Source organism: Flavobacterium calami (assembly GCF_038290035.1).
Taxonomy (GTDB): Bacteria; Bacteroidota; Bacteroidia; order Flavobacteriales; family Flavobacteriaceae; genus Flavobacterium; species Flavobacterium calami.
In genome coordinates, this window is the sequence record NZ_JBBYHS010000001.1 from 291534 (window position 1) to 304577 (window position 13044).

Genomic DNA, 13044 nt, shown 5'->3' on the forward strand with positions numbered 1-13044 from the left:
CAAAGTTATGAAAATCAAACAAACAAAGATTACTTGTTTTAGTTTTGTTTAGTTTCATGTTTCAAGTTATATGCGCTGCAAAAAACTGAACCCTAAAACTATTTTTTCAAAATTAAAGTGCCTGTATTTAAACCATTGGCTGTAGCCGATAAAGCTATTTCTGCAGCATTTTCCTCTTTTTGGATAATGATTTGAGCATATCCATTAAAAAGTTTTCTTTTCCATGCTTCTGCCGGTGTAATCACCTGAATAATTCCCGGATCGGTATTCATCACATCCCAGTCTTTTACTTTTTGTAAAGGCGGTGCAATAATCTGAATGGTATTTGTTCCCTGCTTTAAAACATTGCTATTCAAAACATACTTTTGATCGTCCTCTGCACTTACAGCAATTTTATTTCCGTTTACAAAAACAACTGCATCTGTACCTATTTTTTTGTAAAAGAAATTAACTGTATTTGTGCTTAAATTGTTGCTTAATTCAAACTTACCACGATACACATATGCCGGAGCCTGATTTTTATAATCGCGATCTTTAAAAGCTTCTTTCCAGCTGTTATCATCAGAAGAAATTTGATTTGAAGCATTTGCTGATGCTAATTTCTTTTCTTCAAAATTCGTAATCGGTACAAGTTCAATATTATCTATAAATTGGTCTTTCTCTAAAGAAGTTGGATTACCGTTTCCAACACCCAAAATCTTTCCTCCTTTTACAGAAAATGTAATCTCATGATTCGCTGTTGGTACATGCAATCCCTTTTTGTCTGTGGTTTCAACCGTAACAATTACAACATTTGCATTAGGCTGATTTTCTTTATCTGCAGAAAGCTTTATATTTCGAGGTGTTTCTGTAGTTTTTTGAACTTCAGAAAGTATTTTTTTGCCGTTTTTATAGCCAATTGCTTCAAGAGTTCCTGGTGCATATTTTACTTTCCATTCTAAATGGCTGTTTTGCTCCATTTTCTTTTTACCAAGACTCTTTTTATTCAGAAAAAGTTCGACTTCATCACAGTTTGAATGTACCCAGACATCAATATCTTTGCCTTCCATTCCGCTCCAGTTCCAGTGTGGCATAATGTGCAAAATCGGTTGGCTTCCCCACCATGATTTCAAATAAAAAACATTGTCTTTCGGGAAACCGCAAACATCCATCATTCCAAAATATGAAGTAACCGATGGCCAGCCATAAGGTGTTGGTTCTCCACGATAATCAAAACCTGTCCAGATAAACATTCCTGCTAAATATGGTCTCTCTGCATAAAACTTCCATCCTTCTTCGATACTGTAAAATGTTGGGCGTGGTTTTTTATCGTAAGCACTTTTATAATGTTTGGCTTCATCATCAAAATAAATACCGCGTGTTGCAAACGTGGAGCCTTCCTCTGTACCCATTCCAGGCTGTTGTTTGAATTGATTTCGATGTGCATCAATATCTCCGTTGCCCAGATAATTATAACCCATAATTTCCACCACAGAAGATATTCCGCTTTTAAAACCACTGCTTATTCCAACCGTAACAGGTCTTGTCGGATCGATACTTTTTGTTAATCCCTGCATGACATTGGTAATGCGTTCACCTACAATTCCGCCTTCAATATTCCATTCTTCATTTCCAACCGACCAGCAAAAAATACTCGGGTGATTGCGGTCACGCTCTATCATTCGTTTTAAATCATTCAGGTGATAATCGTTAATTCCCATCAAACGGGTTTCATCAATAATGAGCATGCCTAGTTTATCACAGGCATCAAGCAATTCTGGTGTAGGCGGGTGATGTGAACAACGATAGGCATTCGAACCCATTTCTTTCAGCTTTTTGATTCGGTAATATTGCAGTTCATCGGGCAAAGCTGTTCCAATTCCGGCATGATCCTGATGATTGTTGGTTCCCTTTAATTTTAAAGGTTTTCCGTTAAGGAAAAAACCATTCTCAGCATCAAACCGAATTGTTCTGATTCCGAAAGCAGTTTCATAGCGGTCAATTAATTTCCCCTCCTGCCTAATTTCAGTTATCAAGCGATATAAATTCGGGTTTTCAATATCCCACAATAATGGATTATTAACTTGTAATTTTGAACTGTAATTCGATGTTTTATAAAAATCAGGAGCACTAAAATTTTGGGAAATGTTTGCAATTTGTTTTCCGGATGCATCTAAAATACTTTGAAGAATTTCGATTTGACCTTTATAATTGCCTTTATTTTCAACAGTAATTTCGGCTGTAACTTCAGCATTGTTTTCTTTTATTTCAGAGGTTACATAAGTTCCGTTTGCAATTACATGAATCGGATTTGTTTTCTTCAGATACACATGCCTGTAAATTCCAGCACCTTCATAAAACCATCCTTCTTCCATCGAAGCATCAACACGCACAACAATCGTATTTTCTCCGCCGTAATTTACATAAGCACTAACATCATATTCAAATCCGTTATAGCCGCTTTCTTCTGTCCCGAGAAAAAAGCCATTGAAAAACACTTTAGAATTTCTAAAAACGCCATCAAATTTTAAAGAAATGATTCGTCCTTTATCACTCTCCGGAATATTGATTTTTTTTCGGTACCAGCCGATGCTTTTTTCAGGAAAACCTTTTCCCGCTGTTTTAAATCCGTGACTGAAACTGCCTTTTTCGCTAAATGACTGCTCGACAGCCCAATCGTGCGGAAGATCTAATTTTCGCCACGCCCGGTCATCAAAATTTTGTGCTGCTGGTCCGTCTCCAAATCCTGTTTTGGTTAAATACGAAAAATAGCCTGTTGCATGATTAAAATCTTTTTGAGTATCGTATAAATGACCAAACGAAAAACGCCAGTCTTTATCAATTAAAATCTGATCTCTTTCAGCTTGCTTTTGTGCTGAAATACAGAAAGATATAAAAAAAGTAAAACAGATAAAAAATCGATTAAGAAAAATTGATTTCATAAATAAATACGGTTAATTTGATGGTTGTGTAAAGTGCATAAATATACCTTTTTAAAAGCACCGGAATTAATAGTATTTTATCAAAGTTTAATGAATTTTAATGATTAAAAACTGAATTACAAATTTTACCATTTAGTCATGTTTAATGGTAATTTTAAGAAGCTGATCCCGCTATCCGTTTCAATCTTTTATGGCGAACCCCGCCACAAAAGGATTTTCACTTCAAACGAAGTTCACTGAACTCCTATGAAAATAAAAGTATAGTGAAGTAATCGGGGGCTAGGACAATTGTTTTCATAAGAATATTTATCGGTATAGTTTGTCATTTCAACGGAGGAGAAATCACTGAAGTAGAGCACTGTTGTCGAAATTACTTGTGTGATTTCTCCTTACGTCGAAATGACAAGATTGCGCATTTTTCAACGGATTAAAATCTAATTTAATAAATACTGTCACCCTGAGCGTAGTCGAAGGCTTCTATGTTAGAAAGGGCTTCGACTCCGCTCAGCTTGACACCTGTTTCCAATTATATCAACTAATTTTTTATTTTCTTACCAATGAAATATCATCAACCTGACAGGAAGCCTTTGCTTCTCCATCAAACAAAAAACCAATCTCAACTTTTCCTGCCTTAACAGGTATGTTTTTTATGATTATGGTTTTCCATGATGCATTTTCTTCCTTTATATTGTATGAAAGTTTTTTACCATTGCTTAAAGCATACATTTCTAAGCCTTTAAAACCTTTAGTGTTCTTAACTTTAGCTGTAAGCGTGTATAAACCATCTTCGAGTTTTACATAAGGCGATGGAGTAATGGTTTGAGAAATTTTTCGTTTAAAATTAATCTTATCGGTAATATTTAAACTTTTTTCACCAATTACAATCTTTCTGTCATTTTCAGTATTGAAATAATTGATTACCGGAGAAGTTAAAGTATCCAGACTAATTTTATTTCCCTCGATAACCTCATTTGTCCATCCTGTCAATTCTGTTTGTACAGGTTTTACAAGACTCGGAATATGTCTTCGATCTGCTTCAAAACTTCCGTTTTTAACATAATTATTATCCTTAGCAACTTTCCATTCACCTGTTTTAGCATTGATATTCCATGAGCTAAGTGAATTAAAATAAGGCGTTTTTCCATCAAATGATAAAGGACACCATTGATTATATCCTAAACCATTGCCTGCAAAATCTGCCCATCGGTCTCCGCAGTACATTATGGTTTCCTGCTTACTTCCTTTTACAGAAAAGAAAAAACCGGTTTGTGAAACATGCGCAAAATCATCTGAAGCGCCTTTCATAACTAACATATCATTTGCTGGAAGATAAGGTCCTCTGATATCATCGGCAACTAAATAATAGGCAAACGAAGCATCCCAGCCATATATATTAGATGCAAACATATAGTATCTATTCTGGTACTTGAACATGCAGTTTCCTTCACGACTTTCGCCTTGAAAAACCTGCGTGCAGTCTAAAAGGTTTACTTTGTCGTCTTTAATACCAATTTCTGAAACGTAGATTTTATTTCTACCTTTTCCATAAGAGTAGATTAAGTATGATTTTCCAGTATCTTCATCAGTAAATACGGTCTGATCGCCTGTATTGCTAGTCCCGATCATTTTTTCCATATTTATTTTCTGATGCCAGACAAATCGACCTGTTGGAGAATCTGAAAGCATAATCAGTACTTCACTATCATGCTGCACAAACATGGCATACTTATTCAGTTCTTTTATGTACGCTACTCCTAAACGGCCAACCCAGGTTTTACCTGATTTATTTACATCATCTTTGGTTACCACATCACCTTCAAACGTCCAGTTTACCAAATCGGTTGAACTATAACAGGGAACCGATTTAAATGTGGCATTTGGCAATGTGATATATGGGGCATTTCTGTAGATATCAGCTTCTTCATAATTTACGCCGTACCAGTAATATTTCTGCACTCCTTCAACCGGTTTTGAAAACTTAAAAATACCTCCACCCTGACTGTTTAGTGGCTGCCCGTCTTTTGTGTTCCAAAAAACATCATTTTTAATATTGTCTTTTTGTGCATTCACATTCGTAATGCAACTTAAGGCCAAAAAACTCATCATTAAAGCAGAGTGTATTTTCTTAATTTTCATATCTTTATGTTTTTTATTACAATCTTGTATATATGAAATAAGTCATATAAGTTCATCTTTTTTTAAATGTACCTATATGACTTATTTATTATAAATCTACAACTAATGAAGATTTTTTACTTTATCACAACTGAATTAAAGTGATCGAATAATACCTTCTTCAAGCCCTCTTAATTCGGCTAAACCTCTTAATCTTCCGATAGCAGAATAACCCGGATTATTCACTTTTCCTAAATCATCTAACATTTGGTGTCCGTGATCAGGTCTGAACGGAATAGAAAGGTTATTGTTTTTTTGTATTAGCAACAACTCTTTAACTACTGCATACATATCCACATTTCCGTCTAAGTGATCGGCTTCGAAAAAATTCCCTTCTTCATCCCTGCGTACATTTCGCAAGTGAATAAAATGTATTTTATCACCTAAAGCTTTTACTATTTCCGGCAAATTATTCTTTTCTGAAGCTCCAAGAGAACCGGTACAAAAACAAATTCCATTTGACTTATACGGCGCTTTTGAAAGAATAAAATCATAATCTTCCATTGAATTTACGATACGCGGTAATCCTAAAATATCAAAAGGAGGATCATCCGGATGAATCGCCAGTTTTACTCCAACTTCATCAGCAACAGGACAAATTTCATTCAGGAAGTAGCTAAGGTTTTCTCTTAAAGCGGCTCTGTCAATGTTTTTATAAGGTTTTAACTTTGCCTGCATATCGGCAACAGTCATCTTTTTTTCTCCCGGAATTCCAAACATAACCACATCAGAAAGTGCTTGTAACTGCTCTTCGTTTAACGAGTTAAAACGTTCTTTTGCTTTAGCAACGATGTTTTCAGGGAAACTACTTTCTGCATTTTCTCTTTTTAAAATATAAATATCAAAAATGGCCAGATCTACCCAGTTAAAATACAAAGCCTCGGAACCGTCGGGCATTACATAATCCAATTGCGTTCTTGTCCAGTCATTAACCGGCATGAAATTGTATGTAATAATTTTTATTCCACAGGCCGCAACGTTACGGATGCTTTCTTTGTATTTTTCGATATAAAGCTGATAATCTCCGGTTTTTGTTTTAATATCTTCGTGAACCGTTATACTTTCTACCACATCCCATGTCAGTCCGTATGCTTCAACTTCAGCTTTTCTTTTATTAATTTCTTCAATTGTCCATACATCTCCGTGAGGAACATGATGCAGAGCTGTTACGATTCCGGTAGCACCGGTTTGTTTGATATGTTGTAAACTTACGGGATCATTCGGACCGAACCATCTCCACGTTTGTATCATTCTATTCATGCTTTTCTTTTCTTAAAAATTATACTCCGCTAAAGATTGTAAATCCACCATCAATAGTCACTTTCGAACCTGTAGCAAATTTTGAAGCATCGCTCAATAACCAAACTAAAGCTCCAATTAATTCGTCAGGATTTCCAAAACGTTTGTAAGGTGTATTTGCTATGATTAAGTTTCCTCTTTCTGTTAAACTTCCGTCAGGATTAGTCAATAACGTACGGTTTTGTTCTGTTAAGAAAAAACCCGGAACGATAGAATTCATTCTGATTTTATCACCATAACGTTTTGCCAGTTCCACAGAAAACCATTTTGTATATGAATCAATAGCTGATTTCGCTAAACTGTATCCTAAAACTTTTGTGATAGCCTGTTCTGTAGCTACCGATGAAATATTTACAATGCTTCCAATGCTTTCATTGTTTTTAATAACCTCTCCAAAAACCTGCGTTGGCAAAAGTGTTCCGAATAAATTTAAGTTCATGACTTTTTGCAAAGCATCCATATTCAGTTTAAAAATATCCTGATCTGACTGAATTACAGCATCGGGCATATTTCCACCGGCTGCATTTACTAACCCGTCAATTTTTCCGTATTTTGAAAGTACCAAATCACGTGCTTTAATTAAATCACTTTCAATTGTTACATCGGCAATTAAGGCTATTGCTTCACCTCCGTTTTTAATGATTGCTTCTGCTCTTTCGTTGGCTACTTTTTCATTTCTTCCTAAAACACCAACAATACCGCCTGCAGCAGCGATACCGTTAACAAAGGCTTCACCTAAAACTCCGGTTGCCCCTGTAACAATTATTACTTTTCCTTCTAATGTAAAATCTGTTTTCAATTTTTTATATTTTAGTTTTTTTAATCCAGTAAAAATACAATTAATCCTCTTGCTCCGTGTGCGCCCAATACTAAAGATTGTTCGATATCTGCTGTTTTTGAAGGACCTGCAATAAAAGTCGCAAAACCATACTCGAGACTTCCAATTTTTTCGTAAGCCTGGTGCATTGTTGCTAATATGTCACTTTTTTTTACAATAATTGCCAAATATTGAGCGATAAATGGTGCTACACGCTGTCCCAAAATATCATCGGTTACCCAGAGTGCACTATTTTCAGCAACCCCAAAATGTGCTTTAACAATAGTTAATTCCACATTTTGAAGTGTATGCGGATCATCATTTTTCCAATCTAATGATGCTATTTCAGAAAGTTCAGAAATTGTGGTAATTATTCTTCTGTCAAGTGCATAATTATTTCTGATAAAATCTAAAATTGCATTATAATCCGCAACTTCAACACTTTCTCCGCCAATACCTTTCAAAACAGTTTTATACGTTTCTAAAATATTAGGATTTTCAGAGCTTATAAGATTTAAATCAGGTAAGTCTGTTACAGAATCAGGTTGATTTTGTTTTATTTTTTGTAAAATTTCGGCCTTGCTACTCATTATTCTTCGCTTTAGATTCACGTGAATTTTTCTTGTACCATTCTCTAAATGATTCTTCAGGAACATCTGGCATTTCACGTTGGTCATACCATTTATTCATCTTATTATTTACTGCAGCAGGAACATTTTTCATCATAAATCTTCCTGATTTACCTGCAATATTAAAAATCGTAGGATTTGCCAAAACGGTTGCCATGGTTTTCATCGCTACTGTTTTTGCAGTTGGCGTATGCCCTTCTTTAACCAATACCTGACGCCATTTGTACAATTGATCATGAATATCGATTTTTACAGGACACACATTCGTACAAGAGCCACAAAGCGTACTCGCAAAAGGCAAATCGGCATTTTTACTCATATCCAGATTAGGAGCCAGAATAGAACCTATCGGCCCTGCAACTGCATTATGATAACTATGTCCTCCGCTTCGTCTGTAAACCGGACATGTATTCATACAGGCTCCACAACGGATACATTTTAATGAGTTTCTAAAATCTTCCCTTCCTAATTGTGTGCTTCTTCCGTTATCCACGATAACGATATGCATCTCCTGGCCTTCTCTTGGTTTTTTAAAATGGCTTGAAAAAGTAGTTATCGGCTGTCCGGTTGCACTTCTGGCCAATAATCTAAGGAAAACACCCAAGTGTTTACGCTGTGGAATCAGTTTTTCGAATCCCATACAGGCAATGTGTACATCTGCAAGATGCGCCCCCATATCTGCATTTCCTTCGTTGGTACATACTACAAATTCTCCGGTTTCTGCAACAGCAAAATTAACTCCGGTTAAAGCTACCTTTCGGGTTAGGAAAGTATTTCTTAAACTTTGGCGTGCTGATTCTGTTAAATATTGCGGATTAAAATTCCCTTTTTCAGTACCTAAATGCTCGTGAAAAGTTTCACTTACATCTTCTTTTTTAAGGTGAATCGCTGGTAAAACAATATGGCTTGGCGGTTCTTTACGGAGCTGTACAATGTATTCCCCTAAATCAGAATCGATAACTTCAATGCCTTTTTCAGCTAAATAATCATTTAAATGACATTCTTCAGTAAGCATTGATTTTGACTTCACCATTTGCTTCACATTGTGCTTCGCCATTATAGCATGTACGATTTCATTATGCTCTTTTGCATCGGCTGCCCAGTGAACAGTGATTCCGTTTTTTTGAGCATTTTCCTCAAATTGCACTAAATAATCATGAATATTCGAAAGTACATTATGTTTAATTTGTGAGGCCGTTTCCCTTAGCAGTTCCCAATCTGGAATTTGATGCGCAGACTTATCACGTTTTTCACGGACAAACCAAAGTGTTTCATCATGCCAGTTTACACGTTCAACGTCTTTGTTAAAACGTGTTGAAGCTTCGCTATGCGATATTATTTTTTCTGAAGACATTTTTTATTAGTTTAAAATAAATCCGTTGGGATCAATTTAGAATCAATTTTTATTTACAAAATTCAAAACATTTTCATGAATGTTCTGAGTTTCTTTAACAGCATCAGCGGAAACATTCGTTAAAAATATATTTTCTACCGGAAGCTCCTTCTGACCTGATATTTTCGAAATAAACTTCACATCTGTTGCTTTTACATTGTTCAGATATACATTTTTTATTGGCGTAAGTCTGCGTTCAATTGTGGGAACTAAAGTACGCCATTGGTACAAAACATCTGTATCAATACCAAGTATTCCTGCGTCAATTTTACCAGAAACAATATTGCTCATATAGATATTTTTGACAAAACCTCCTCTGCGTTCATTTGTTTTTATGAAAAGAAGGTGATTCAGTTTTGCTCCATCCACAACCGTACAATTATCAATAAAAACATTTTCAATTCCGCCGGAAAGTTCACTTCCGATAGCGACTAATTGATGGCCATTTTTTACGGTACAATTACGAATAACAATGTTTTTTGAAGGTGTATTTAATAACCAGGCATTTTTTCCACAACCTGATTTTATGGCAATGGCATCATCTCCCTGATCAAAAACACAATTTTCAATTAGTACGTTTTGACTCATTTCAGGATCAACTCCGTCATTGTTATGTCCGTGAGCATATACTTTAAGATTTCTGAGCACTACATCTTTCGATAAAAAAGGATGAATCGTCCAGAAAGGACTGTTTGTAATCGAAACACCATCCATCAAAATATTTTCGCAACGGTTAAACTGAATGAACTGAGGACGAAAACGGGCAGTATCATTTGCCATTTGTCTTTCTTTCATCGGTTTATTGTATGAAGCGAGATTATAAAGCTTTTTCAGGCTTTCCATGTGTGACTTTGGTCGGGTAAACCATTGTTTCCAGATATCCATTTTAGCTTTGAGTTCGCCATCGCCCGTAATGGAAATGTTTTTACATTTGTAAGCATAAATTAATGGCGAATAATTGAAACATTCATATCCTTCCCAGGTTGAGTTTACAGCCGGCAAATAATCATTCGGTTCTTCTGAAAAAAGTAAAACAGCTCCTTTCTTTAAATGAAGGTTCACATTGCTTTTAAAGTGAAATTTCTTTGTCAGCCACTCTCCTTCAGGTATAACGACAATTCCTCCACCTGCTTTGTTTGCTTTGGCAATAGCCTTATTTATGGCATCAGAGGTTTTATTTTTATCACCTTTGATCGCACCAAAATCAACAATTGAAAATTCTTTGCATTTACTAAAATCCGGAATTTTTATCGCTGGCATTTCAAAAGGAGCTTTTACCACTACTTCTTTTAACGTTACCAAAGACGGATCTTTTTTAAACGATAAAAAAATAAGCGAAAGTACTAATACAAAACAAAGCGTTAATTTTTTCATTGTAAAATTGTCTTTTAAAATTAAAAACTCACAAATGGCTACCTTTTAAATATTAAATTTTAATTGTGGAAGAATTTAATATTTCGGCTATGTGAATTGTTTTTATATTGCTTTTTTGTCTTTTCAGAATTCCTTCTAAATGCATCAGGCAAGACATGTCACCACCTGTAATATAATCAACATCATGTTTTTCATGGTCTTTGATTCGGTCCTGACCCATTTTTACTGAAACGGCTTCTTCCGTTACGCAAAATGTACCACCAAAACCACAGCATTCGTCTTTTCTGCTTAAAGAAACTAATTCCAGCCCCTTTATTTTGCTTAATAATTGTCCCGGTTTAGAGAAAAATGGTGCATTCAATTCAGTCATCTGCGAAAGCTTAAGTCCGCGTTGCCCATGACAGCTTTGATGCATTCCTACTTTATGTGGAAAATTGCCTTCAATCGAGTCAACTTTTAGAATATCAGTAATAAATTCAGTCAGTTCAAAAACTTTTTTGCGTATTTCTGCTGCCAGTTCTTCCTGTTTTTCATCATGTAAATGATCCTTAACATGTAAAACACAGCTTCCTGACGGGCAAACGATATAATCAAATTCTGAAAAATTGGCTATAAAGTTAGCGTCACATCCTTTGGTTAAATGAGCATAACCGCTGTTTGCCATAGGCTGCCCGCAACAGGTTTGTTTCATTGGAAAACGGACATCGCATCCCAATTTCATTAATAGTTCATAGGTTGCAATTCCTACTTTGGGATAAAATTGGTCGACGTAGCACGGTATAAAAAGTCCAACTTTCATTTTTGTATTATTTTAATTTAACACATAGAGCCATAGTATTCATAGTCTAAAAAAAGACGTTTAACTTCTTGAAAAACAAATAGCTATATGTAAAATGATTTGTCATTTATTTTAATCTTTAGTTCAAAAAAACTATGTTTCCATGTGTTTAAATTTTTTTTCACGCAGATTTGGCAGATTGAGCAGATTTTTTAATTATTAATTATCAATTCTCCATTTTTAATTTTTAATTTCAAATCAGTGTTTGTAAAACTTCAAATCAATTAAATCATTCTGTATCGGTTTAGGATTCCAGTTTTGATGAATGGCAAGCGCAGCGCCTAAAGCACTAGCCTGTGCCATTGATGCGGCGTAAACTTCTACATCAGGAAAAGCTTCTGCCAGTAAATTCATAAAAATGGAGTTTTTGCTAAAACCCCCATCTACAAAAATTTTCTTTACAGGACTGTTATGAATCACTAAATTAGTTGAAAAAACCTGTTGTTCAACGAGGTCAAGCATTAATTGATGATACGCAATTTCGTAAGTTTTAAAAGTAGAAAGATCTCTCTTTTGAAAAGGACATTCTTTAAGAATATCAAAATCGTACTTTTTAGGATAGACAATTTGAAAATTTACAGCTCTTAAATTCGATACAATCTTTTTGTCAAAAAATACCTCTTTAAAAGTATCAAACGGCACATTAAAATGTTCTGCAAGTCTTTTTGCCTGTACTTCATGTTCGTTACCTGAAAACAAACGAGCCGCCTTTACTGGTTTTTCGGTGTATTGCATGTAACACAAGCAGTCATTTTTAAGTTCCTCAAACGTTAAAGGCTTATTGTTAAAAGGATTCAGGGAAATACTCCAGGTTCCGGTTGACAATAAAACAAAAGGTTCTGTAAAATTGATCGTATAAGGAATAATTGCTGATGAACTATCGTGCAAACCAATCCCAACAGCCAGATCATTTTCTTTTTTAATGACATCTCTTCCGGGATGAATTGCTGGAAGTTTATCTTTTATACCTTCATTTTTTAGCCATTTGTGATACTTCATCTTTTTAAAATTCCAAAGATTGGTATGACATCCAATACTTGTAATATCAGTGTAAGCTTCACCAGTTAAAAGAAAACTTAGATATTGCGGCAGATGCAGACAATATTTTACTTTCTCAAATAATTCCGGATTTTCTTCTTTTAGCCTGTAAATCTGCATTCCGGAATTCAGGCTTCCTAAAACAGGAGAAGCTGTTTTTACTGCAAAAACTTCTTCTCCTTTATATTTTTTGTAAAAACCATTTTTCAGTTCTTCCGGATAATCTTTCAGATAATTGTATAAAGGAGTCAATGAATTGCCTTCTTCATCAATATAAACAAAACTAGCTCCGTAAGTGCTGAAATTAATAGCTTTCAGAACATAGTTGTTTAGTTCTTTTATTTCTGATAATCGCTCGAGAATCCAGTTTCTTAGTACATCAATATTTTCGCAGGGAAAACCATCTTCATCAACGGTTTCGTCAAGATTTACTGATTTTTCCCAAACGATTTTATAATTTTCATCAAATAAAAATACCTTTTTGTTGGTTTTACCAATATCAAAAATTGCAACTACATTCATTTCTTTAATTGTAAATTGTGAATTATAAATTATAAATT

9 protein-coding genes are annotated in these 13044 nt (G+C 34.9%); all 9 read right to left on the reverse strand.

Annotated elements, in window-relative coordinates; all coding sequences use genetic code 11:
* Nucleotides 1–98: 98 nt before the first annotated feature.
* Nucleotides 99–2921, reverse strand: coding sequence for a beta-galactosidase GalA (galA, locus tag AAEO57_RS01010; RefSeq protein ID WP_341688591.1), 2823 nt, complete (start codon nucleotides 2919–2921; stop codon nucleotides 99–101).
* A gap of 543 nt (nucleotides 2922–3464) precedes the next feature.
* A complete protein-coding gene (locus tag AAEO57_RS01015) occupies nucleotides 3465–5057 on the reverse strand; it encodes a family 43 glycosylhydrolase (protein ID WP_341688593.1) in 1593 nt (530 codons plus the stop codon).
* A gap of 135 nt (nucleotides 5058–5192) precedes the next feature.
* The gene (gene uxuA / locus AAEO57_RS01020; RefSeq protein ID WP_341688830.1) at nucleotides 5193–6347 is read right to left on the reverse strand and encodes a mannonate dehydratase; all 1155 of its coding nucleotides are present in this window, start codon (nucleotides 6345–6347) and stop codon (nucleotides 5193–5195) included.
* 28 nt (nucleotides 6348–6375) lie between these two features.
* On the reverse strand, nucleotides 6376–7194 hold the full coding sequence (locus AAEO57_RS01025) for an SDR family oxidoreductase (RefSeq protein ID WP_341688595.1): 819 nt from the start codon (nucleotides 7192–7194) through the stop codon (nucleotides 6376–6378).
* Nucleotides 7195–7214: 20 nt separating this feature from the next.
* The gene (locus tag AAEO57_RS01030; protein WP_341688597.1) at nucleotides 7215–7802 is read right to left on the reverse strand and encodes a LutC/YkgG family protein; all 588 of its coding nucleotides are present in this window, start codon (nucleotides 7800–7802) and stop codon (nucleotides 7215–7217) included.
* Entirely contained in the window at nucleotides 7795–9195 is a 1401-nt protein-coding gene (locus tag AAEO57_RS01035) for a lactate utilization protein B (protein ID WP_341688600.1), read from the reverse strand. The genes AAEO57_RS01030 and AAEO57_RS01035 overlap by 8 nt, the downstream gene beginning before the upstream one ends.
* Before the next feature lie 42 nt (nucleotides 9196–9237).
* On the reverse strand, nucleotides 9238–10608 hold the full coding sequence (locus AAEO57_RS01040; protein WP_341688603.1) for a glycoside hydrolase family 28 protein: 1371 nt from the start codon (nucleotides 10606–10608) through the stop codon (nucleotides 9238–9240).
* Nucleotides 10609–10660: 52 nt separating this feature from the next.
* On the reverse strand, nucleotides 10661–11407 hold the full coding sequence (locus AAEO57_RS01045) for a (Fe-S)-binding protein (protein WP_341688605.1): 747 nt from the start codon (nucleotides 11405–11407) through the stop codon (nucleotides 10661–10663).
* A gap of 237 nt (nucleotides 11408–11644) precedes the next feature.
* Nucleotides 11645–13006: an FGGY-family carbohydrate kinase gene (locus AAEO57_RS01050; protein ID WP_341688607.1), complete on the reverse strand. Its 1362-nt coding sequence runs from the start codon at nucleotides 13004–13006 to the stop codon at nucleotides 11645–11647.
* Between the last annotated feature and the right edge of the window lie 38 nt (nucleotides 13007–13044).

Bases quoted from the DNA above. Each gene is read 5' to 3' on its own strand.
- AAEO57_RS01035 (WP_341688600.1), bottom strand. From the start codon at position 9,195: ATGTCTTCAGAAAAAATAATATCGCATAGCGAAGCTTCAACACGTTTT.
- uxuA (WP_341688830.1), bottom strand. From the start codon at position 6,347: ATGATACAAACGTGGAGATGGTTCGGTCCGAATGATCCCGTAAGTTTA.
- galA (WP_341688591.1), bottom strand. From the start codon at position 2,921: ATGAAATCAATTTTTCTTAATCGATTTTTTATCTGTTTTACTTTTTTT.
- AAEO57_RS01050 (WP_341688607.1), bottom strand. From the start codon at position 13,006: ATGAATGTAGTTGCAATTTTTGATATTGGTAAAACCAACAAAAAGGTA.
- AAEO57_RS01045 (WP_341688605.1), bottom strand. From the start codon at position 11,407: ATGAAAGTTGGACTTTTTATACCGTGCTACGTCGACCAATTTTATCCC.
- AAEO57_RS01015 (WP_341688593.1), bottom strand. From the start codon at position 5,057: ATGAAAATTAAGAAAATACACTCTGCTTTAATGATGAGTTTTTTGGCC.
- AAEO57_RS01040 (WP_341688603.1), bottom strand. From the start codon at position 10,608: ATGAAAAAATTAACGCTTTGTTTTGTATTAGTACTTTCGCTTATTTTT.
- AAEO57_RS01030 (WP_341688597.1), bottom strand. From the start codon at position 7,802: ATGAGTAGCAAGGCCGAAATTTTACAAAAAATAAAACAAAATCAACCT.